The sequence below is a fragment of the Vibrio sp. genome (assembly GCF_984391705.1).
Window position 1 is genome coordinate 89,196 of the sequence record NZ_CFHWOM010000003.1, and the last position, 22,357, is coordinate 111,552.

The following is a 22,357-nucleotide window of genomic DNA, read 5'->3' on the forward strand; positions in this document are numbered from 1 at the left end:
CAGGAGCACGTTGTTAACTGTATGCGCGAGCGACTCGACCTGCGCAGTCAATGGTGTACTGCTGAGCGAAAGCTGGAATAAACACCGATTGGCCTTTTTCGATGACGCACTGCTCGCCACAAATGTGGGTGAGGGTCATAGCTTCATCGAGTGGTAGCAGTATTTCAGCGCCTTGTGTGTCAATCTCTCGCTGCTCGGAGTATTCAATAATAGCGAACTTAAAATCTTCGACCGGAATTGGGTACTCTAACATGCCATTATCCTTAGTCGGCTCTAACAGCAAGCTATCAATGCGCTTTTCATTAAAACGAGTGCAAGAGACCAGCTCTTTCACATCCATGTATTTTGGCGTGAGTCCGGCGCGCAGGACGTTGTCAGAGTTCGCCATGATCTCAAGCCCAGTGCCTTTGATATACGCATGAGGCGTTTCGGCATCTAAGTACATTGCTTGGCCGGGTTTTAAGGCAATCACGTTAAGAATCAATGGAGCAAACAAGCCAACGTCGCCAGGGTATTGCTCTTCTAGCTCTGTAATCAGGTTAAACAGTGGCGTCGGCGAGAGCTTGGCTTTCATGATCAGCATCATCAGCGCGACTTCTTTCTGTTCACCTTGCAGTGATAACAATCCGGCGAAAAAGCTCGCTAAACCATTAGGAGTTTGATCGCCCGATAAGTCGTTCACCAGTGAGTTAAGCTCAGGAATATCAAGGTAGTTGAAATGGGCAAGGATCTCGCTAATCGGCCTAAAGCCATTCATCGCCGTATACTCGGTTAACGCGTAGACCAGCTCCGGCTTATGGTTGGCATCTTTGTAGTTGCGATTACTTGCAGAGAGCGGAATCCCTTGCTGCTCTTCGTGCTCAAAACCAAGCTCGGCTTGTTGCTTATTCGGGTGAACTTGGATAGAGAGCGCTTTTTCAGCCGCGAGTACTTTAAACAGGTACGGCAGCTCACCAAATCGGCTGGCAATCTTGTCACTTAAGAACAGATTAAGGTTCTGGCTGATTAGGCTTGAGAGTTTAGTCTGTTCAGCGCCTGTATCGACCATTGAGCAACCATTTGGGTGAGCGCCCATCCAGATCTCGGCTTGAGGTTCACCTGCTGTATTCGTAGTGCCAAACAGTTGAGTAAACGAAGATGGGCTGCCCCATGCGTAGTTTTGAATCACGTTGGTCATCGGGTAAAAAACGCGCTCAAGCAGCGATTCAGTATTGATAGTTAGTTCAGACATCGACATCACCATAAAGAGAAAAGTGGCTTGGACGCGTTGCCCAAGCCAATATCAGTAGGAAAGGATTAAGCCGCAGCGGCTGTGTATTTCGCTTTACGAAGGTTCTTTAAGGTGATGCAAGTTAGTGCGGTTACGCCTGCACCTGCCGCCATACATAGAAGAGCTAGCAGTGGGTAGTTCATTGCACCAAGTAGAGCGACAACCGGGCCACCGTGAGCAACGCTGTTAGTGATGCCGAATGAGAACGCCATAACCGCTGCAACCATAGAGCCCAGTACGTTGGCCGGGATCACCGACATAGGGTCTTGCGCGGCAAATGGAATCGCACCTTCAGAGATACCAACTAAGCCCATTGCGCCCGCGGCTTTACCTGCTTCAATTTCAGAAGACTCGAACAGATCAAATTTGCGACCAAGTGCCGTAGCTAGAGCCATGCCTAGCGGTGCGACAGGGATTGCACATGCCATTGCGCCCATAAATTGAGTTTGGCCGCTAGCAATCATGCCGACAGAGAATAGGAACGCGACCTTGTTAAATGGACCGCCCATATCAAAGCCAGCCATGCCACCAAGTACGATGCCAAGTAGAACCACGTTACCTGTGCTCATGCTGGTTAGCATTGCGGTTAGACCGTCCATTAGGCTTGCGATAGGCGCACCGATGACAAAGATGAACAGACCTGCGATAAACAGAGAGCCGGTGATTGGCGCAATCATGATTGGCACAAGTGGCTGAATAAACTTGTGATAGTTGATTGAAGTGATCCACTTAACGAAGTAACCCACTAACAGGCCTGCGATGATGGCTCCGATAAAGCCAGTACCTGCGTCAGCGCCGTAAAATGAGCCGTTGTTGGCAATCCAGCCACCGATTAGACCTGGAGTCAGAGCAGGGCGGTCAGCAATAGCATAGGCAATGTAACCGGCAAGGATTGGGATCATCAGGGTGAAGGCAACCACACCGACTTCTAAGATTTGGTTCCAAAGACTGCCATCAGGAATCGCCATACCTGCTTCAGTTGGCTCACCACCGATTGCTAGAGCAAGAGCGATAAGTAGACCGCCCGTCACCACGAATGGGATCATGTGTGATACGCCGTTCATTAGGTAACGGTAAAGATCAGAACGTGCTTGAGACGCTTTTTCGGTAACTGATTGTGGCGCGCTGGTGGTTTCAGCTTGGTAAGCCGGAGCATTCAGCGCTTGTGTAATCAAACCTTCTGCATCGCGAATTGGCGCTTTTACGTTGGTTTTGATTACTCGTTTACCGGCAAAGCGTGCCATATCGACTTGTTTATCACAGGCGACAACAATCGCATCAGCGCGAGCAATTTCTTCTTCTGTTGGGCTGTTCTTCACACCGATAGAGCCGTTGGTTTCGACTTTTACCTCAAAGCCCATAGTATGCGCGCCTTTCTCTAACGCTTCAGCGGCAAGGTAGGTGTGGGCAACGCCAGCAGGGCAGCCAGTCACGCCGATGATGAAGCCTTTAGTGTTCTCTAAAGGTAGCGACTCTTCTGCTTGTGGTTTCTGTAGCAGTAACTCAAGCGCTTGCTGAGGAGAAGCCGCGTTGATAAAGCTTTCCACAAAGCCATCTTCAATCAGTTTAGAAGAGAGTTCTGCGAGCACTTCAATGTGGTGGTTATCGCCGCCATCAGGAGAGGCAATCATAAAAAATAGTTTTGATGGCTGGCCGTCATCGGCGCCGTATTCAATGCCTGCTTTGTGAATACCAATCACCACTGCAGGTTCAATCACAGCGGCACTTTTTGCGTGCGGGATGGCAATGCCATCTTCAAAGCCAGTGTTTCCTTCTGCTTCGCGCTTTTGGATATCAGCTAAAAAATCTGCCTTATTAGAAATTCGACCTTGTTGGTGCAGAACTTCAATCAGCTCTTCAAATACTTCTTGTTTGGAGGTGGCTTGCAGTTCAAGCTTAATTAAATTTTCATTGATCAATTTGGTGATCATAATGGACCCCTAATGTGTTTCTTGTTTTGTTAGGGGTATTCTGAAATCTATCAGCAACGCTCTGTAGTGAAGAAAAAATGCATTTACTGGAGGATTGTTGCGTCAGTTTTAGAGTGTGATTTTGATCGTCTGTGAGGCGATTTTGGGCTTGGTGTTGACAAATTTGAGTACGTTTCCATCCCTTTATTTATATGGGTTTCGTCGATTTTGCATGTTGGTTTTATGAGGTGCTTATGTGAATTTTTAACTGGAGTTTTATTGCTAAGGCTGGATTTTTGTAACCTTGATCTCGAATTGTGATTTTGCTCAATAGCGCTATGTTTCACTAAGGAGTATATCTAAGCCATTAGCTCTGCAATGTGCGGACTTAGCTTGTAGTTAGAGATGATTCAACATGGTATTTCATGACCTAATCTCGTCGGTACTGAATGAACGAGAGCCTTTTCATAACATCTGGTTTGCCGGGGATTTTCATACCCCTCCGGCGTTTAGCTATCAGGTTAACTTTCCGCGTTTAGAGCTAGTGCTGGATGGGGAATACATCAATGAAATGGAAACCCATGAGCGCAAAGTGACCAGTATTGTTGCCAAAGCGGGCGATGCGATCTTTGTCCCGCCTAACTGTTGGAATAAGCCAGACTGGGATACCGACTGCTCGGTACTGAGTATGTTGTTTGGACGTAGGCAGCTAGGGCTAAGCTTGGTCAGTAAACGCAAAGGGGAGGCGAGCTTTTACGACATTCAAAAGCACAGTATTCAAACCCGTTCAGGTTTTGCCATCGATAATATTTTAGAGGCGCTGAGCGCATTGGCGAGAGAAAGTAATAAGAAGCCAATGGACGAGTTATTGCTGCAAGCGCTGCTGCAATACAGCAAAACCATGCTTGATGCACCAGTCGAGAAGTCACAAAGCCGTGTTCAGGATCTTTATCAGGGTATTTGTATCTACATTCAAGAGAACTTCCATCGCCAGATCACCCGTGACAGCATCGCGACTCGCTTTAGTATCTCATCTAATCATCTTTCTCGACTGTTCCGCCAGCAAGGGCATATGACGCTGGCCGATTACATTACTTGGGTGCGTATAGACCGCGCCAAATTCATGCTTAAAAAATACAACTTTAAGCTCAATGAAGTGTCGATGCGTTGTGGCTTTAAAGACGTCAACTACTTCTGCCGAGTGTTTAAAAATCGCACCGGAAGAACGCCAACCGAATATCGTGGTTCAGCTTAAAGATTAGATAAAAAAGAGTCGAGGTTAAGACAGTAGCTGAGACATGGAGTACATCAGAAGCGCTTGTAGATCAACGCTGCTGCGCGTGAGTTTTAGTCGTTCAGGCAACTGCTCGCACAGTAGGTTGCGGGTGAGGTTGGTGGCCGCAATGATCTGTTCTCGCGTCGGTTTGGCTGGCATCACCAGTGCTATAGCAAGATGTACATCGCCCATTTGTGAAGCCCAATCAATTGGAGTGTCACTGGCGATCACCGCAATGGCAATATGGTCGATATTCTCAAACATCACATGAGGTAGGGCGATGCCCGGAGTGACGCAAGTCGAAGAGCGCTCTTCACGTTTAATAAACGAGAGCAGCAGTTCGTCAGGATGGCCGGGATGAATCAACTGCGCCAACCCCTTCAAGCACTCAAATTTGGTCAGTTCGGTGTGAGCTTTCGCGTAGTGCCACTTGGTATCACTCGCTGGACACAGCTGAGGCAGGCGCTCAGAAAGCTGGCTGGAAAACTCATAGTTAATCTGTGAGCCAATCAGGGTGTAATGGTCGGCAATCACATCTTTGAGGACAAAACAGGCAAGCTCTGCATCCATACCTACTGCCGTGATTTGGCACAGATCACCTTGAACCAAACCCACTTGCAGCATTGCCACCGCCTTAGTTAAGTCAGCACTGCGGTTGCGGGTGATGTTAATGATCTTAATCGTACTTTTGAACTTCTTGGCTAAGCGACGTAGTGGTTGGGCGATATGAGCATTTGATTCGCTGCTTTCGACTAAAAAGGTGATTTGATATTCGTTCATAGTTAACGGCTTACGGCAGAGAATCGTTAACGGCAGTGTAGTAGGAACACTTTATCAACATTGACCAAAACGTCTTCGATAGAAACACGAATCGCGTTACAGCCTTCAAAGCGCGCAGCTTGGTCAATATCAATGTCAGACACAATCAGCACTCTGTCTGCCTGTGCAATATCTTGCGGTGAGAGCAGGTTTTCGATGCCCATTGCTCCTTGCGTTTCGACTTTGATTTGGACCTTATATTTAGGCGCAGCTTTGATAAGAGCATCGGCTGCCATATAGGTATGTGCAATGCCTGTTGGGCAGGCGGTGACAGCGACTATTTTCACGGTGTTTCTCGGCTTGTTATTTTTCTGGATATTAGCACAGCATAAAACGCTGGTTTTGATTTGGCACCATGATTCGACAGACAGATATCACAGTTTGGTGTGAGTGTTACAATAATCCAGTTAATGGTGTTTTCGTCCTATATCTAACACCATGGTCGCTGGTTAATCTATGTTCGAGCGTGAACATTGCAAGGTAAATACAATGGACATTACTAATCTAATTGAGCCAGAGACGATCTGTTTGGATCTTAAGGCCTCCACCAAAGCTGACGCGCTCAAAGAGTTAGTTGAATTGCTCGATGCGGCAGGGAAATTAGCCGATAAAGAGCAGTTTTTGGCCGATTTATGGAAGCGTGAAGAAATCGGCAACACCGGCTTTGAAGATGGCGTCGCGATTCCGCACGCCAAAAGTGATGCGGTCACAGAGCCTGCGGTCGCGGTGGGTATCAGCCGAACTGGCATTGATTATGGCGCTGAAGATGGTGAACTGTCGGATGTGATCTTCATGCTTGCGTCGCCAGATGGTGGCGATCATCACCATATCGAAGTGCTAGCACAGCTCTCAACCAAACTCATTGAAGAAGAATTCATTAGTCAGTTAAAGGCCGCGCAGAGTGTTGAGCAGGCGCGAGAGCTTTTAACCGATATTCAGCAGCCAAGCCATGAGTTTTGGGATGACGAGCCATTGCCTCTGCCAGAACCATTAAGTCCGTGGAAGCTAAGATTAGCTCATATTAAAGAACACTTACTGTTTGGCACCTCGCACATGATCCCTTTTATCGTTGCTGGTGGGGTGCTGCTGTCCCTTTCTGTGATGATTTCCGGCCATGGCGCAGTACCAGAAAGCGGCGTATTGGCTGATATCGCTAAAATGGGCATTGCTGGCCTAACCTTATTTACCGCAGTGCTGGGTGGCTATATTGCTTATTCCATTGCCGATAAGCCAGGGCTTGCACCAGGCATGATTGGCTCGTGGGTCGCAGTGGATCAATACCACACCGGATTTTTAGGTGCGATTGTGGTCGGTTTCTTTGCCGGCTTTGTAGTACGCATGCTGAAGAAGATTCGACTGCCAGACAGCATGACTTCACTCGGTTCCATTTTTATCTATCCACTGGTCGGTACTTTTGCCACTTGCGGTTTGGTGATGTGGTTAATTGGTTCGCCAATATCGGCCGCGATGGCGGGGCTCAATGATTGGCTCACTGGCATGGCGGGTGCGAGCAAAGTCATGCTTGGCACGGTATTGGGCGCAATGACGGCATTTGATATGGGCGGCCCAGTGAATAAAGTGGCGACCTTATTTGCTCAGACTCAAGTTAACACTCAGCCATGGCTAATGGGTGGGGTTGGAATCGCGATTTGTACGCCGCCACTTGGATTAGCATTGGCGACTTTCTTGTCGCCGAAGAAATTTAAACGTGATGAGCGTGAAGCAGGCAAAGCGGCTGGCATCATGGGCATGATTGGTATCAGTGAAGGGGCGATCCCATTTGCAGCGGCCGATCCAGCGCGGGTATTACCTGCGATTGTGCTTGGCGGTATTGTCGGTAACGTGATTGGCTTTACGTTCCATGTGCTTAACCATGCGCCGTGGGGCGGCTGGATTGTGCTTCCTGTCGTCGATGGCAAACTGGGTTACATCGTTGGCACCTTGGCAGGCGCATTAACTACGGCATTGATTGTTGTTCTGCTTAAGAAAAACGTTCTGGATGAAGAAGAAGAGGCGGCATTGGTTCGCGCATATCACGCAATAGATGGAGAGGGAGAGGCCGAGATCTTAGCTGTCACTTCTTGCCCATCTGGTGTGGCGCATACTTTCTTAGCGGCTAAGTCGTTAGAGAAAGCCGCTTATACCATGGGTATCAAAATCAAGGTCGAGACCCAAGGAGCCAACGGCATCAACAATCGCATTACGGAAAAGGACATTAAGAACGCGAAAATGGTGATTTTGGCGCATGACGTGGCAATCAAAGAACCCGAACGATTTAAAGGAATGAAGACAGTTGAAGTTCCAACTCGTGATGCAATATTAAACGCGCGCGCCTTAATTTACAGAAGCCGCTAGTGCTGAACGATAATACTGAACCCTTAAGGTCAATAGTCCCCCTGACTATTATGCTCTTTGCTCCGCTATTTTAGCGGAGCTTTTTTATTGATAAGTCTCGGGCTATTTATTGGTGACAACCAACTCGGTGAAGCCGGTGTTCTTATCGAACTCACGTGCAAAACTCACATTGTGGTAACTATGAATTATCAACTCTGCCGTGGTATCAATTAGGCATCCTTCTAGCAAATGCCCACCAACCACCTCACCATTTCGTTTGGCGACGGAAAGGTGAATATGTTGGTGCTCTGGAGTGAGCGTCCCCATGATAGACACAATCTCAAGCGGTTCATTCAGCTCTAAGGTTTGAGTCGCTCCTGCTAAACGAATATTGAATTGAGTAAAACAGCCAACGCACGAAGCAATGCTGCCTGCTTGAATGTTGTGTTCATTCACTAGGCGTTGAATCGATAATTTAAGATCGTCACCTTTGAGTAGGCGAACGGCGATAGATGTTATCAAAATAGACCTCTACACATTATTAAACAGAGTAGCGTTTTCTCGCTGAGCGTGCTTTTGAATAGGAGCTGATTTTCCCCTTGGCTGTGCCTTATATGTATGTAAACTCATTAAAAGTCACCTTCTAGCGAGAGCAAACCTTATATCATGATTTGAAATGAAGCTATACGTGGGGTTAGCTATCTAATGAACAAAGCCAGAGAAAGCGGAATGTGTGAATAGTGAGGAGTAAAACATTAAGTGGTTTCGTCCCAGAGTTAATGCCTCTCAGTTTAATGGCTAATTGTCGGAAAATTCACTAGCAATCTTGATGAAAAGATCTTCTTGAGCGAGGAAGGCCTCAATCACTTGAGGATCGAAGTGCTGTCCGTCTCCTTCCAAGATGATTTCTTTCGCTTTGTCGTGACTCATAGGGTCTTTATAAACTCGCTTACAGATTAGGGCATCATACACATCGGCTACCGCCATCAAACGTGCGCTGAGCGGGATTTGCTCTCCTGAGTAACCATTGGGGTAGCCAGACCCATCCCATTTCTCATGGTGACCATAAGCAATCTCTTTAGCAACATTTATCAAGTCGTTGTGCGCTCCAGAGAGTTGTTCAGCACGTTCTAGCGCTTGCAGGCCGAGAGTGGTGTGAGATTTCATGATCTCAAACTCTTCGGTAGTCAATTTACCTGGTTTGAGCAGTATTGAGTCAATAATGCCGACCTTACCTATGTCATGCAATGGTGCTGCTTTGAAGTAGGTATCTATCATTTTTGGACTCAGTTCTTCGCGATACTTATCTTTAGTGGCCAGATATTCCGCCAACAGCTTTACGTAATGCTGAGTACGCAAAATATGATTGCCTGTTTCTGGGTCTCGAGTTTCCGCAAGGCTCGCTAATGCAAACACTACCGCATCTTGCATTCGGTCCAACTCGCTCGAGCGTTTAAGCACCTCTTTCTCCAAATAGCCGTTTTGGTCGCGCAGGAAATCCTTTGAACGTTTGTTTTGTAGGTGAGTTTTTACTCGAGAGCGAAGCAACGGGATGCTAACTGGCTTATGTATGTAGTCCGCAGCTCCAAGCTCAAAGCCCAACTTCTCGTCTTCTTGAGAGTCTTTTCCGGTTAAAAAGACGACAGGGATATGGCGTGTTTTTGGGTTGTTGGTGACGTAACGAATCACGTCATAACCAGACATCTCTGGCATCACGACATCGAGTAGAACAAGGTCAATATCAAATTGATCGAGAATATGCAGCGCCATTTCACCCGATTTGGCCGCTTTGATCTGATAACGTCCAGCGAGACCTTGAGCCATAAAGGCGAGATTGTCTGCAGAGTCATCGACTAGCAGAACGGTGCAATCATCTAATTTTTCAATTGGCATCGTGTGATCTCATACAAAGTTTTTCGGCAGTTTGCTGACTACTAACTAAACTATAGACAAGTAATTCCGAAAATCACTTTAACTATTATGTATTAGAAGAAATCGATGCCCTCAATTCGAACGCTTTTTACTGTGTTATTTCTAGCGATGGGAATGTGCTCACTCGCAATGTTTGGTGTTTCATTAAAACTGTCTGACTTACATGTCAGAGGTAGTGAACATCAACAACAGCTATTTCTATTTCATCGCCTTTCTCAGGAGCTAAAACAGAGCTCAGATAATCTCACCAAATTTGCTCGAGCATACAGTGTGACAGGCGATGAGCACTGGGAGAAACTGTTTAACCGAGTATTGAAAGTTCGCTCGGGCCAAGCGCCTATTCCAGAAGGAAACGAGTATGAGTATTGGGACGTGGTGGCAAATGCGGAATTGGATTTGACCACTTTGAACTTAGGCAGCAGTAAACCATTACTCGACCGAATTAGAGAATCGGGTATCAGCGCGATAGAGTTTTTTGAACTGAAAAATGCATTGGCGCTGTCTGATTCTTTAGTTCAGCTGGAGCGTGATGCTTTCTTGGCCATTAAGGGTTATCAACAAGGGGAAAATGGCAAGTTGACTTACATGGGCAAACCTGATCTGAAAACAGCGCAATCTCTTTTATACGGGGAGCGGTATTTTTCCGAGAAAGAGAAAATCATGAAGGCTATTGCTGCGGCGAATCAGTCGATTCTAAGTAGAATTCAAGATGAGATTTCTCTTACGGAAGGCCAGGTTCAGCGTTATGAAGCACTCAATCGTGGAATTCTGGTGATTTTATTATTGTCTATTTCACTTTCATTTATCTTGCTTTGGAGGATGTACATCAGCCCGCTGAGCCAACTACTAAGAACTGTTGTTGGCCAAGTTAAGCAGCAAGATTATGCGTTTACGATTACGCAAACGGCTTATGCCGAGTTGCAAAAGTTCATTGATAGCTTAAACGTTGTTTTCCATCATATCTCTGAACAGCTCAACCATAATACTTTGGTTAAAGACTTCAATATCGTGCTTCGCACGAGCCAATCGACGCAGATTCTAGCGAGAGAAGTTACCCAGTTTTTATTGCATCAGTTTCCGCTGCAAATGATAGGGGTTTACATCTATCAAGATGAAAAGTTAGAAAGAATTGCAGGTGTTGGGTTTGGAGATGATAGCTCTAACGAGATTCATGATCCTTCTTCAACGGAAATCAGTGTATTGCTCTCTGGTGAACCTTTCTCAATGACAGGCCTTAAAGGTAAGTACTCAATGATGGTTAATGGCGCGTCATTGGAGCTTAATGAGATCTACTACTTTCCCTTGTGTGTAAACAGTAAGCCTGTCGCGTTACTAGAGTTAGGTACGATCGATGTCTTACAAAGTCAGCAATACCAATGGCTTATCCAGATGTTGGATGATCTTTCCGTTAGTATTCAGTTGAGTCAAAATGTTGAGCTTCAACGAAAAGCTGAGCAAAAAGTCCTTGAGCAATCGCAGCTCAATCAAGAGGTTTTGAACGCAACACCTAACCCTATGTACTGCTTGTCCCCTCATGGTAAATACCTAACCGTAAACGCTAAGTTCTGCGAAATGTTAGGTTTAGCCATGAATGAGATTGTAGGTAGGACGCCTAGCGATGTATTTAGCGCAAGTACTGGCCAAGTGTTTACGACAGTTCATCAAGAGCTAGGTCAAACGCAAGGAAGCAGGAACTATGAGTTGTCGCTGTGTGATGCAGGTAATCAGAATAAAGAGATGCTGGTTTATGAAGCCTCTTTTGGTAATGGCGATGGTGTGGTTTCTGGGATCGTGGGTATTCTGCTTGATCTTACTGAACGAAAACAGTTTGAAAACGAATTGCGGGAAGCGAAAGAGTTAGCCGATGCCATGAGCCAGGCTAAAGGGGATTTCTTAGCCAATATGAGTCATGAGATACGAACTCCGATGAATGCCATTCTGGGTATGGCACATTTGGCACTTAATACTGAGTTGGACCCGGCGCAGAAGAAATATCTCACTCGCATCAACGAATCAGCGAAGAACTTACTCGGTATTATCAATGACATTCTCGATTTCTCAAAAATTGAAGCAGGTAAGCTCTCGGTTGAATCAATAGATTTTAACTTGGATGAAGTGTTCGACAATCTCACTAACGTCATCTCTTACAAAGCGCACGAGAAAGGGGTGGAATTCTTATTGGATATCGACCCGAAAGTTCCCATTGGCTTGATTGGAGATCCGTTAAGGATTGGCCAAGTGTTGGTCAACCTCTGTGGTAACGCCGTTAAGTTTACCGAAAAAGGTGAAATTGTAGTTTCTGCGTTCGTGGATGAGTTGAACGAAGATCAAGCAACCATTCGTTTCTCTGTCAAGGATACGGGGATAGGAATTGCCAAAGAGAAAATAGATCACCTCTTTAGCGCGTTCTCCCAAGCTGACAGCAGTATCACGCGTCAATTTGGAGGTACGGGTCTTGGCCTGAGTATTAGTAAACAATTAGTCGAATTAATGGGAGGTGAGCTTGCAGTATCTAGCTCAGAAGGCATTGGCTCTGTGTTTAGCTTCACCATTCAATGCGGACTCCAAGAAGCGAAGATGCGCGATATTGCCGAGCCTATTAGTGCGCTGTCGGGGAAACGAGCGCTGATTGTTGATGATAATGACTCAGCAAGAAGCATTCTATTGACCTTGTTGAACGCAATGCATTTTAACGCTAAGGCGGTCAGTAATGGATATGAAGCGCTTGATGAACTTAAAGATAGCGCTTTTGACATGGTTTTTGTGGACTGGACCATGCCGGGTATGAATGGCCTCGAACTGCTGCAAAAGGCTCATGATGATCATTTGATCGCGGATTGTAAGACTTTCTTAGTCACGGCCTATGGCAGAGAGTTATCGTTAGTTGAAGCCAGTAGTAAGTTAGTCGACGCACTGATTGTGAAGCCAGTTAATCCGTCTAATCTGCTTGATGCGATTATGGACAGTTATGGCATCGAGCATGTGACGAGTAAACCTGTTGTATCAGAAAATACTCGGCCTCGATTTGCTAGCCAGAAGGTACTTTTAGTTGAAGATAACGAGGTGAATCAAGAAGTTGCGCTAGGCTTGCTCAATGGCACGAACTTGGAGGTGTTGGTCGCTAACCATGGCGAGGAAGCCATCGATACCCTCAAACAGTATGATGTTAACTTGATACTAATGGACATGCAGATGCCTGTAATGGATGGTGTGACTGCATGTAAGGAGATTCGAAAACATGAGCAATGGCAGCAGCTTCCAATTGTTGCGATGACAGCCAATGCTATGCAAAGCGATGTTGATATCTGTCTTGAAGCGGGGATGAATGGACACATTGCCAAACCGATCAATGTCGCCAATCTCTATCAAACGCTACAGAAATACTTACCACTAGAAGATCAAACGGTAGCCGCGAATCATAAACTGGCGGCTGCTAAGGTGGAAGATAAGGATGGCGAATACCCTCAGTTAATGGGAGTGGATGTTTACCAGGCCATTGTCGATACTGGTGGTAATGCTGAATCCTATTTCTCAATTCTAGAGCGCTTCTTGGATGCGCAAAAAATCGATACTTACTCTTTACAAGAAATCATTGCAAAAGAGGATTGGGAAGGGGCTGAACGAATGGCTCATACGCTCAAAGGAGCATCTGCCAATCTGGGTATCCATGAACTCACCACCCTCGCGGTCAAGATTGAAAAGCGAGTTAAATCTAGTGATAAAAGTGCCATTGAACTCGCCCAACAAGCTCAAAGCACTGTTCTTCAGTTAAGAAAGCAGATGCAAGCTTGGCGCGGATTACAGGCACCGTCTAAAGATGTGTCATGTGATGAGCTAAAAGAACTCTACTTACGCCTAGTTGAAAAAGTGGAAAACTACGATGTAGCGGCGTTAGAAATTATCAATCAAGCAAAGCATTGCGACTTATGGACTGACGAGGACAAAAACAAATTGATCGAACTGATAGAAAACTTCGAGTTTGAGCAAGCGAAAGAACTACTGAATACGTTACCCCAGCCAGAATGAAGCTGAAGATTAAGTAACGAACAATAATACATACAACGTCAGATGGTTTTCTTTATGGATAGAGGAAATCAATATGAACATTAACAACACTATGAAATTGGTGTTTGTTGTAATAGGCCTCGGTATCATCATTAGTGTCGTTACGGTGTTACAACTGAATGGTCTACTACAGCAAGTGGACAACATGGCAAAGGTCCGTTACCAATCTTATCAAGCGGCTGATGAATTGCGCCAGAGCTCGGATGATTTGACGCGCCTAGGTCGAACTTACGTTCTGACTGGTGATGAGACTTACGAAAAGATGTATATGGACATCTTAGCGATTCGAAATGGCGATAAGCCTCGCCCTCAAGAGTATCACACCATCTACTGGGACCTCGTCTTGAATTATGGTCAAAAACCCAAGCCAGATGGTCAGCGCATTTCTCTGCAAGCTATGATGGAAGATCTTGGTTTCTCGGATCAAGAGTTTCGTTTACTGAAAGAAGCGCAGGGTAATTCTGACGCTTTAGTGAACATGGAAGTCAAGGCGATGAATGCCGTTAAGGGCCTCTACCCGGACAGCTCAGGAAATTACACTCAGCGTGGCGAACCAGATTTAGCAATGGCCGCTCAATTGCTTCACAGTAAACAGTACCATCAAGAAAAAGCGAAGATCATGGCTCCCATTGATGAATTCTTTAAAGCCTTAGAGACTCGTACTTCAGCGCAATTTAACGGTGCAGCGGAAGATGTTCGAACTACTGTTATGGTGGGTAATATTTCCCTGTTGGCGGTATTCGTGATTGCCATTGTTGGTTACACCATCGTCAATCGTAAGGTCGTGAAGCCTATTGATGACATGGCCAAAGTACTTAAGCAAGTTGATGTGGATTCTGATCTCACGCTGCGGGTTGAAGATAGCGGCCAAAATGAGCTAGGTGTTATAGGGACGACTATCAATAAAGTGCTGGTGAGTTACGCGACAACGATCAGCAAAATTAACCAAGTGAACTCGACTATTTCTGATATTTCAGAGGCCATACAGGGTATTACTCAGCGCAATATTTCTATGGCAAGCCAACAGAACCAAGAGATGGAAATGGCCGCGACTGCAATGGAAGAGATGACAGCTGCACTGTCTAATGTCTCTCAAAGTACCAATATGGCGGAAGAGTATGCAGGAAGTGCAGAAAAAGAAGCGTCGACCAGCAAGCAAGTGTTCGACAAAACGACTAATGAGTTCGGTCAGTTAGAAGGTGAGTTTTTAAATACGGCTGAAATCATTCAGCAGTTGGCCGAAGAATCAAATAATGTGGGTAATGTACTCGATGTAATCAAAGCAATAGCTGAACAAACTAACTTACTTGCACTGAATGCTGCGATTGAAGCGGCTCGAGCTGGGGAGCAAGGGCGCGGATTTGCTGTTGTTGCTGACGAGGTACGCTCTCTGGCGCAAAGAACGCAAGATTCGACGGGAGAAATTGAAGGAATCATTCAAACGCTGCAAGAAAAAGCGAAACAATCGACAGTTACGATTCAAAGCAGTTCAGAGAAAATGCAATCAACACGTGAAAACATGGGGGTTGCCAATGAAGCGCTAAGTACTATTCAGGGCTCTGCTATCGAGATCCATAAACTGAACACTTCAATTGCAGCAGCGACAGAAGAGCAGTTAACAGTGAGTGATGAGATATCAGGTAATCTATCTAACATTAAAAACCTCTCATCAGATATGAATGAGGCTATTAATCAATTAGAGCCAATCGTCTTAGATCTCAAGCGAAATGTTGATGATCTCAATGGTGCTATTCATCATATCCGAACATAAAACGATTAGGGTTTCTGAACGCTTTCTTCTCGTTTTGGTGGGTAGGGAGCCCAACTCAAGCTGCCATTGGTTTCAAAGTCATTGGCAGCTTGGCAAATCATATAGTGTTCCCCAACCTGAAGAATCGCCCCGAGTGAATACGCTTGATCTTGGTAGTAGCAAACGCGTTTAGTAACTTGGCTGGCATCAACTCCAATTCCTACAATGGCTTTATTGGGTAGAGCAGTCACTTTTTCTGCGTGGGCAAAACTAGAAATCAGCGGGATTAGCCAGATCGCGAACATTACAGGTTTCATTCAATCACCACTCATCATTGACTGATAGAACACCATACTTTCTTTCATATCGAGGTAGCATACTCTCGTTACCAAGCAAGCCACCTTGATGAACGTATATTAGTGTTTTATCACGATTATCTTGATACCAATATTGTAGACATTGCCACATCATAGGATCGTAAAGAAGATCAAATTCAATGTGGGTTTGTTGCTGTAGTTCATGCCAAGTTTCATAGTCTTGCTTGTACAGCTTACCGAAGTGATGCTTTATAGGCAGTTCGAGGATAGTAGGGAAGCTAGTTTCTTCTAAGTCACTAAATTGTTGTTCAAGATAGCTTTTTCCACCAACACAAGGACAAGTGAGGACTTCGATTCCATGCGGTGCCAAGTGTTTGTGTAGGTAAAGTGCAGTTGTTCCAGTTCCTGATGGAAGCGCTACGACAAAAGAGTGGCTGGGTTCAAATCGAGTCCAAGACAATATCTCGCGCGCCAATTGTGCAATGCCTTGTTCTGCTTGCTCAAAACGTCCGCCTTCTGGAACCACAAGGCAACATTCATCGGGCTTTCGCACCTGCTCAACGTATTCCTTTGGGTGTAACTCGCTATTTCCAATTACGCTAATTTTTGCGCCGAGTTCTAGCGCAGCTCGATAGTTACCTTTTGGGTTATCAATTAACCACTGCGGCATGTGGTCAACATAAAACTCAAACTGCCATCCTTTTATAGCGCACAACGCTGAAAGTGAGTACATCGCGTTAGATTGCGCACTACCGTAGCTGATAAGTGTGTTGATGTTGTCCAATGGTTCCTGAAGTAAGGCCATAAACTTACGAGCTTTGTTGCCTGTGAAGTGGCTGTGGAGTTGGTCATCTCGCTTTAGATAGAACTCTATTTCATGGAATTGGTGTTGAGTTATTGGAGTATCAGCTAGTTTCATAAGTAGGGATAGTCGAGAAGATGCGGCCTGACATTTTAGCCAACTAGTGGTGGCGCGCCAAATGATCCTAATCATGAAGATAAAAAAAGCCCAGAGCAAAAGTGCTCTGGGCGGATACAAACATAGGAGTTAATAAGAAAAAGCAGCGTAAATTAGTAGCTTCAGTAAGGAAACAAGTTCGACGGCCTGTCAACTTATGGAATGCTCTGCTAACTACACTTATTCAGACTGGCGTAATTCAAAACAGTTCAATAAAAAACGAAAAAAATTTAATTTTTTTCTTTCAGCGATTTAACAGCGTAAAAATCAACCTGGTCCGACCAATGGGTAAAAGTGTGATGTTAATGACTTGTTGATTAATTGTGTCGGGTGTATATTTCAAACAGTTGTTTAATACGAGTGATTGAAATGGCAGGCAGAAACAGTACCAAAGAAAAAATCCTTGATGTAGCCGAAGCTCTTTTTGCAGAGCACGGGTTTAATGATACTTCTCTACGTACGATCACCAGCAAAGCAGGGGTCAACCTTGCATCGGTGAACTACCATTTCGGAGATAAGAAAACCTTGGTTCGAGCGGTGCTTAATCGCTATTTAGAAGCCTTCATGCCAGCAGTGCAAGATGCTTTGATAACGCTGAACTTAAATGACAGCTATGAAATGTCGGATGTATTTGAGTCATTAAGGGCGCCGTTGCGTAACTTAAATGACGTAAGACCGAATGGGACAAGTCGTTTCATGTTGCTTATTGGTCGAGGTTATACCGATGTACAAGGTCATTTGCGTTGGTTTATCACCACGCGTTACCAAGACACTTTATCTCTTTTCACTGACTCTGTAATGAGGGCGAACCCTAAGTTGACTCAAGAAGAGTTGTTCTGGCGTTTGCACTTTACCCTAGGGACTTGTGTTTTCACTATGGCCTCGAGCCAGGCTCTACTTGAAATTGCAGAGAATGATTACGGCAAATCGATGGATGCTAAATCGGTTGTCGACCAACTTATTCCATTTTTAGCAGCTGGCGTCGCTGCGGAATAAAAGAATAAAACAAAGTTAATACAAATAAGAAAAATATTGGACCACCTACAGTGAACAAAAGGATCTGATTATGAGCTCTCTAAGACAAAAATGGGTAAGTGACCCTGCTTTCAAAATGTTTAAGAAAGTGCTGCCACCATTGTCCAGCACCGAGAAAGAAGCAATGGAAGCGGGTAGTGTTTGGTGGGATGGAGAGCTGTTCTCTGGTCGTCCTGATTTCGCCAAGTTACACCAATACCCAACGCCAACATTAACTGCAGAAGAGCAATCGTTCATGGATAATGAACTAGAAGCGCTGTTAGCCATGTTGGACGACCACAAAATCGTGAAAGAAGATCGTGATTTGCCAGCAGAGGTATGGGAATACCTGCGAAAAGAGCGTTTCTTCTCGCTAATCATTTCAAAAGAGTACGGTGGCCGTGAGTTTTCTTCGTTAGCGAACTCGACCATAGTATCTCGTATCGCGACTCGTAGTATCAGTGCTGCGGTATCAGTAATGGTACCTAACTCACTTGGTCCGGGTGAGCTTCTATCTCATTATGGTACTCAAGAACAGAAAGACTATTGGCTGCCACGTTTAGCGGATGGTACGGATATTCCTTGTTTTGCGTTGACTGGTCCTGATGCTGGTTCTGATGCCGGTGGTATCCCGGATGAAGGCATTGTTTGTTACGGTGAACATGAAGGCAAAGAAGTTCTTGGTATTCGTCTAAATTGGAACAAGCGCTACATCACACTAGCACCGGTAGCAACGGTGCTTGGCCTTGCATTTAAGATGTACGATCCAGATGGTTTAATGGGAGAAAAGAAAGATCTTGGTATCACTTGTGCTCTGATCCCTGCAGACCACGAAGGCGTTGAAATTGGTGAGCGTCATGATCCACTAGGTCTAGCGTTTATGAATGGCCCAACTCGCGGTAAAGATGTCTTTATTCCTATGGAATGGTTAATCGGTGGGCAGGACTACGCGGGTAAAGGCTGGCGTATGCTGGTGGAGTGTCTGTCAGCGGGTCGTGGTATTTCACTTCCAGCTCTTGGCACTGCGATGGGTCACCTGACGGCACGTACTACTGGTGCTTATGCCTATGTTCGTAAGCAGTTTGGCATGTCGATTGGTAAGTTTGAAGGCGTTGCAGAAGCATTAGGTCGCATCGGTGGCTTAACCTACTTACTAGAAGCTAGCCGTACTCTAACCACTACCTCGCTTGATCTTAAAGAGAAGCCGGGCATTGTGACTGCAATCGCTAAATATCACATGACAGAGATGGCGCGTACTATTCTGGATGATTCTATGGATATCCACTCAGGACGTGCGATCCAAGATGGTCCAATGAACTACTTAGCGGCCCCATATCTTGGTATTCCAGTAGCGATTACGGTAGAAGGTGCAAACATTCTGACTCGTAACCTGATGATCTTTGGTCAAGGCGCGACACGCTGTCACCCATACGTCCTTAAGGAGATGGAAGCTGCGGCAAATCCAGATGAGAAGCAAGGTGCGAAAGAATTTGATGATCTGCTGTTTAAGCACATTGGTCACGCAATGAAGAACACCTTCGGTGCATTTGGTGCAGCATTGACAGGCTCTCGCTTTATCAAAGCGAATATGAGCGGTCCAACTCAGAAGTACTACAAAGAGATGACTCGCCTAAGCCGTGCTTTAGCGGTGAGTGCAGATATCGCAATGGCAACATTGGGTGGTGATCTGAAACGTAAAGAGATGATCTCAGCACGTTTAGGTGATGTGCTTGCTTACCTGTACATGGCATCAGCGGCACTTAAGAAATATGAAGATGAAGGCCGTCAGCAGCAGGATCTGGACTACGTTCACTACGCTGTTCAGCACTGTCTATACCATGCAGCTCAGTCGCTACAAGAAGCGTTCACTAACTACCCTCAGAAAGCTGTGGGACGTTTGCTGAAAGGTTTGATTTTCCCACTCGGTAATCACTACCAGAAACCAAGTGATAACCTGACAGTGAAGCTGGCGGAAAGCTTGATGACTCCGGGTGCACACCGTGACCGTCTGACTCACCTTTGTTACATAGGTTCGGATGAAAACGACAGTGTAGGCTTGATGGAAAATGCTTTCTTGGCTATGTATGGCGTTAAGAGCTTAGAGCGTAAACTGATGCGTGCAGCGAAAGAGGGTAAAGTGGCGCGTAAAGGGCTACTAAAAGATCGTCTAGCTCAAGCGTTGGAAGCGAATGTTCTTACTCAAGAAGAAGTGGACCAAATCGTTGAAGCAGACAAACTTCGTTATAAAGCGATTCAAGTTGACCACTTTAGCCATGATTTCAGCGAAGTTCGCACTCATGGTGAGCAAAAAAAGCCAAAAACTAAACTAGATAGCGTGGCGTAATTAAAGGATATTCCTGAAAAATTACTCTTTTGTTTCTAATTAATAAGGCACCTCTCGTAGGTGCCTTTATTTTGCGCGGAATCTAGCACAACCGTTTGAAAGTGCTCCAACCACTTGCATTTTAGCGACATTTTTACAGAAATTAGATGCGATCTTATGACGAAACTTTTATTCTAGCGGGGTTATTTAAAGGAAGTTGAATATGATCATCAAACCTAGAATTCGTGGATTTATCTGTACTACAACGCACCCAGTGGGTTGTGAAGCTAACGTAAAAGAACAAATTGCTTACACAAAAGCACAAGGTCCAATCAAAGACGCGCCTAAACGTGTACTTGTTGTGGGTGCATCAAGTGGCTACGGTCTATCTTCTCGTATCGCTGCGGCATTTGGTGGCGGCGCTTCAACTATCGGTGTTTTCTTCGAAAAAGAAGGCTCAGAGAAAAAGCCAGGCACAGCGGGTTATTACAACTCTGTAGCATTTGAAAAACTTGCTCGTGAAGAAGGTCTGTATGCAAAGAGCCTTAATGGCGATGCGTTCTCTAACGAAGCAAAAGAAAAAACAATCGAGCTGATTAAAGAAGACTTAGGTCAGATCGACATGGTGGTTTACTCACTGGCTTCTCCAGTACGTAAAATGCCAGAAACAGGTGAGCTGATCCGTTCATCTCTAAAACCAATCGGTGAGACTTACACAGCAACAGCAGTAGACACCAACAAAGATCTGATCATCGAAGCAAGTGTTGAACCTGCAACGGAAGAAGAGATCAAAGACACCGTGACTGTAATGGGCGGTGAAGATTGGGAACTTTGGATCAACGCACTGTCTGAAGCTGGCGTTCTAGCTGACGGTTGTAAGACTGTGGCATACAGCTACATCGGTACTGAGCTGACTTGGCCAATCTACTGGGATGGCGCACTAGGTAAAGCGAAGATGGACCTAGATCGTGCGGCAACAGCTCTAAACGAGAAACTTTCTGCAACTGGCGGCACAGCAAACGTTGCTGTTCTTAAGTCTGTAGTGACTCAAGCAAGTTCTGCAATTCCTGTAATGCCACTGTACATTGCAATGGTATTTAAGAAGATGCGTGAAGAAGGCGTTCACGAAGGCTGTATGGAACAGATTTACCGTATGTTCAGCCAGCGTCTATACAAAGAAGATGGTTCTGCGCCTGAAGTGGATGATAAGAACCGTCTACGTCTAGACGACTGGGAACTGCGTGAAGACATCCAGCAACACTGTCGTGACCTATGGCCACAAATCACGTCTGAAAACCTAAAAGAGCTAACTGACTACGTTGAGTACAAAGAAGAGTTCTTGAAGCTATTCGGCTTCGGTGTTGAAGGTGTTGATTACGACGCTGATGTAAACCCAGACTACAAAGCAGATTTCACTGCGATCTAATAGTAAGCAAGAAGTTAGATATAAAATCCGGAGCCATTGCTCCGGATTTTTTGTTTCTGGGAGGTGGTCGCTGTTTAGATGGACCTTGGCTTCGAGTCTATACTTATCCTTACGGTGATTCACTTGAGGTCCAATATGAAAACCTTATTCGGCATCGCTTTTTTGCTATTGGTGGTTAATTCCCCAAACAGCTATTCCAAGTCCATTACTATTGGCGTCGAAAACATTAACTATTATCCGCTTTATGCTTATGACGAATCCGTAGACGTTTTTACTGGATACGTTCCAGAACTGTTTGACGCATTTGGTGAGCTATACGGGTATCAAATTACCTACAAAGCACTGCCAATAAAGCGTTTATACAAAATGTTCTACAGTGGCGAAATCGATGCCAAGTTTCCGGATAGCGACTTGTGGAACCAAGAATCACGGATAGATTATTCCATTAGTTATTCCACACCGATTATTGAGCTAGAAGAAGTGATGTTTGTTCAGCCTAAGGACAAAGAGTTGAAGCTGGACGGATTTAGAAAGTTGGGTGTGGTCAGCGGTATGACCCCTTGGAAATTGTTTCCTGTTATCGAAACAGGTCAGGTCAAAGTTATTGAAGCCGAAAACCCTGAATTGCTGCTAGAGATGGTGTTCAAAGGTAGAGTTCAAGGTGTAGTAATGGATCGCAGTGTAGGGAATTTTTTACTGTCGCAGATGGATGATGGCCTTAACTTGGCCATAAACACTTGGTTATTAGAGTCCGAAGGCGGGAGTTACCACTTATCGAACATTAACAACCCTGATCTCATTGCCGATTTTAATGCGTTTCTCTCCACGCATGCCTATCAGGTGAGAAAAATTCAGATGAAATATGGCATATCAAACCTTCCCTAAGCTCTTTCATGTGTATTCACTCAGCGCAAAAAAAGGGCCGCACAGATGCGCAGCCCCTCGAAGGTTGTTTGGTTCAAG

General features: G+C 45.3%; 16 protein-coding genes. 8 read left to right on the forward strand and 8 right to left on the reverse strand.

Annotation, left to right across the window (positions count from 1 at the left end; all coding sequences use genetic code 11):
* Positions 1 to 13 precede the first annotated feature (13 nt).
* Both manA and AC4MRV_RS03940 read right to left on the reverse strand, forming a co-directional pair.
* Positions 14 to 1,231, reverse strand: a complete 1,218-nt coding sequence (manA, locus tag AC4MRV_RS03935) for a mannose-6-phosphate isomerase, class I (protein ID WP_491186118.1) — start codon at positions 1,229 to 1,231, stop codon at positions 14 to 16.
* Between the two features lie 65 nt (positions 1,232 to 1,296).
* A complete protein-coding gene (locus tag AC4MRV_RS03940; RefSeq protein ID WP_491186119.1) occupies positions 1,297 to 3,201 on the reverse strand; it encodes a PTS fructose transporter subunit IIABC in 1,905 nt (634 codons plus the stop codon).
* Between the two features lie 394 nt (positions 3,202 to 3,595).
* On the opposite strand from AC4MRV_RS03940, the gene AC4MRV_RS03945 reads away from it, so the two are divergent.
* The gene (locus tag AC4MRV_RS03945; RefSeq protein WP_491186120.1) at positions 3,596 to 4,435 is read left to right on the forward strand and encodes a helix-turn-helix transcriptional regulator; all 840 of its coding nucleotides are present in this window, start codon (positions 3,596 to 3,598) and stop codon (positions 4,433 to 4,435) included.
* 24 nt (positions 4,436 to 4,459) lie between these two features.
* Here the strand turns inward: AC4MRV_RS03945 and AC4MRV_RS03950 are convergent, their stop codons facing one another.
* Together AC4MRV_RS03950 and AC4MRV_RS03955 are read right to left on the reverse strand one after the other, a co-directional pair.
* Positions 4,460 to 5,236 carry a PTS sugar transporter subunit IIA gene (locus AC4MRV_RS03950; protein ID WP_491186121.1) on the reverse strand — a complete coding sequence of 259 codons (777 nt, stop codon included), beginning with the start codon at positions 5,234 to 5,236 and terminating at the stop codon, positions 4,460 to 4,462.
* 26 nt (positions 5,237 to 5,262) lie between these two features.
* Positions 5,263 to 5,562 carry a PTS fructose transporter subunit IIB gene (locus tag AC4MRV_RS03955; RefSeq protein ID WP_126574402.1) on the reverse strand — a complete coding sequence of 100 codons (300 nt, stop codon included), beginning with the start codon at positions 5,560 to 5,562 and terminating at the stop codon, positions 5,263 to 5,265.
* 202 nt (positions 5,563 to 5,764) lie between these two features.
* Here AC4MRV_RS03955 and AC4MRV_RS03960 point away from each other — a divergent pair, with 202 nt between their 5' ends.
* Positions 5,765 to 7,630 carry a fructose-specific PTS transporter subunit EIIC gene (locus AC4MRV_RS03960; RefSeq protein ID WP_491186122.1) on the forward strand — a complete coding sequence of 622 codons (1,866 nt, stop codon included), beginning with the start codon at positions 5,765 to 5,767 and terminating at the stop codon, positions 7,628 to 7,630.
* A gap of 102 nt (positions 7,631 to 7,732) precedes the next feature.
* On the opposite strand, the gene AC4MRV_RS03965 is transcribed toward AC4MRV_RS03960, so the two are convergent.
* Positions 7,733 to 8,131 carry a PPC domain-containing DNA-binding protein gene (locus AC4MRV_RS03965; RefSeq protein WP_491186123.1) on the reverse strand — a complete coding sequence of 133 codons (399 nt, stop codon included), beginning with the start codon at positions 8,129 to 8,131 and terminating at the stop codon, positions 7,733 to 7,735.
* 276 nt (positions 8,132 to 8,407) lie between these two features.
* Entirely contained in the window at positions 8,408 to 9,502 is a 1,095-nt protein-coding gene (locus AC4MRV_RS03970; protein ID WP_491186124.1) for an HD-GYP domain-containing protein, read from the reverse strand.
* Positions 9,503 to 9,607: 105 nt separating this feature from the next.
* On the opposite strand from AC4MRV_RS03970, the gene AC4MRV_RS03975 reads away from it, so the two are divergent.
* Positions 9,608 to 13,567, forward strand: coding sequence for a response regulator (locus AC4MRV_RS03975; protein WP_491186125.1), 3,960 nt, complete (start codon positions 9,608 to 9,610; stop codon positions 13,565 to 13,567).
* Between the two features lie 73 nt (positions 13,568 to 13,640).
* Positions 13,641 to 15,377, forward strand: coding sequence for a methyl-accepting chemotaxis protein (locus AC4MRV_RS03980; RefSeq protein ID WP_491186126.1), 1,737 nt, complete (start codon positions 13,641 to 13,643; stop codon positions 15,375 to 15,377).
* A gap of 5 nt (positions 15,378 to 15,382) precedes the next feature.
* Here AC4MRV_RS03980 and AC4MRV_RS03985 read toward each other — a convergent pair whose 3' ends face one another.
* Complete coding sequence (locus AC4MRV_RS03985) at positions 15,383 to 15,661, reverse strand: DUF1496 domain-containing protein (protein WP_491186233.1); 279 nt, start codon at positions 15,659 to 15,661, stop codon at positions 15,383 to 15,385.
* 16 nt (positions 15,662 to 15,677) lie between these two features.
* Entirely contained in the window at positions 15,678 to 16,592 is a 915-nt protein-coding gene (locus AC4MRV_RS03990; protein ID WP_491186127.1) for a pyridoxal-phosphate dependent enzyme, read from the reverse strand.
* Between the two features lie 408 nt (positions 16,593 to 17,000).
* On the opposite strand from AC4MRV_RS03990, the gene psrA reads away from it, so the two are divergent.
* The 4 genes from psrA to AC4MRV_RS04010 all read left to right on the forward strand — a co-directional run bounded on the left by psrA (position 17,001) and on the right by AC4MRV_RS04010 (position 22,279).
* Positions 17,001 to 17,627 carry a TetR family transcriptional repressor PsrA gene (gene psrA, locus AC4MRV_RS03995; RefSeq protein ID WP_491186128.1) on the forward strand — a complete coding sequence of 209 codons (627 nt, stop codon included), beginning with the start codon at positions 17,001 to 17,003 and terminating at the stop codon, positions 17,625 to 17,627.
* 70 nt (positions 17,628 to 17,697) lie between these two features.
* On the forward strand, positions 17,698 to 19,989 hold the full coding sequence (locus tag AC4MRV_RS04000) for an acyl-CoA dehydrogenase (protein WP_491186129.1): 2,292 nt from the start codon (positions 17,698 to 17,700) through the stop codon (positions 19,987 to 19,989).
* Positions 19,990 to 20,191: 202 nt separating this feature from the next.
* Positions 20,192 to 21,394, forward strand: a complete 1,203-nt coding sequence (gene fabV / locus AC4MRV_RS04005) for an enoyl-ACP reductase FabV (protein ID WP_491186130.1) — start codon at positions 20,192 to 20,194, stop codon at positions 21,392 to 21,394.
* Positions 21,395 to 21,529: 135 nt separating this feature from the next.
* Positions 21,530 to 22,279 (forward strand): substrate-binding periplasmic protein, encoded by a 750-nt coding sequence (locus AC4MRV_RS04010; protein WP_491186131.1) that lies wholly within the window; start codon positions 21,530 to 21,532, stop codon positions 22,277 to 22,279.
* The last annotated feature ends 78 nt before the right edge of the window (positions 22,280 to 22,357 follow it).

What these genes read in the sequence shown, in the direction of transcription:
- manA (WP_491186118.1), bottom strand. Translation starts at nt 1,231, where the DNA reads ATGTCTGAACTAACTATCAATACTGAATCGCTGCTTGAGCGCGTTTTT.
- AC4MRV_RS03940 (WP_491186119.1), bottom strand. Translation starts at nt 3,201, where the DNA reads ATGATCACCAAATTGATCAATGAAAATTTAATTAAGCTTGAACTGCAA.
- AC4MRV_RS03945 (WP_491186120.1), top strand. Translation starts at nt 3,596, where the DNA reads ATGGTATTTCATGACCTAATCTCGTCGGTACTGAATGAACGAGAGCCT.
- AC4MRV_RS03950 (WP_491186121.1), bottom strand. Translation starts at nt 5,236, where the DNA reads ATGAACGAATATCAAATCACCTTTTTAGTCGAAAGCAGCGAATCAAAT.
- AC4MRV_RS03960 (WP_491186122.1), top strand. Translation starts at nt 5,765, where the DNA reads ATGGACATTACTAATCTAATTGAGCCAGAGACGATCTGTTTGGATCTT.
- AC4MRV_RS03970 (WP_491186124.1), bottom strand. Translation starts at nt 9,502, where the DNA reads ATGCCAATTGAAAAATTAGATGATTGCACCGTTCTGCTAGTCGATGAC.
- AC4MRV_RS03975 (WP_491186125.1), top strand. Translation starts at nt 9,608, where the DNA reads ATGCCCTCAATTCGAACGCTTTTTACTGTGTTATTTCTAGCGATGGGA.
- AC4MRV_RS03980 (WP_491186126.1), top strand. Translation starts at nt 13,641, where the DNA reads ATGAACATTAACAACACTATGAAATTGGTGTTTGTTGTAATAGGCCTC.
- AC4MRV_RS03985 (WP_491186233.1), bottom strand. Translation starts at nt 15,661, where the DNA reads ATGTTCGCGATCTGGCTAATCCCGCTGATTTCTAGTTTTGCCCACGCA.
- AC4MRV_RS03990 (WP_491186127.1), bottom strand. Translation starts at nt 16,592, where the DNA reads ATGAAACTAGCTGATACTCCAATAACTCAACACCAATTCCATGAAATA.
- psrA (WP_491186128.1), top strand. Translation starts at nt 17,001, where the DNA reads ATGGCAGGCAGAAACAGTACCAAAGAAAAAATCCTTGATGTAGCCGAA.
- AC4MRV_RS04000 (WP_491186129.1), top strand. Translation starts at nt 17,698, where the DNA reads ATGAGCTCTCTAAGACAAAAATGGGTAAGTGACCCTGCTTTCAAAATG.
- fabV (WP_491186130.1), top strand. Translation starts at nt 20,192, where the DNA reads ATGATCATCAAACCTAGAATTCGTGGATTTATCTGTACTACAACGCAC.
- AC4MRV_RS04010 (WP_491186131.1), top strand. Translation starts at nt 21,530, where the DNA reads ATGAAAACCTTATTCGGCATCGCTTTTTTGCTATTGGTGGTTAATTCC.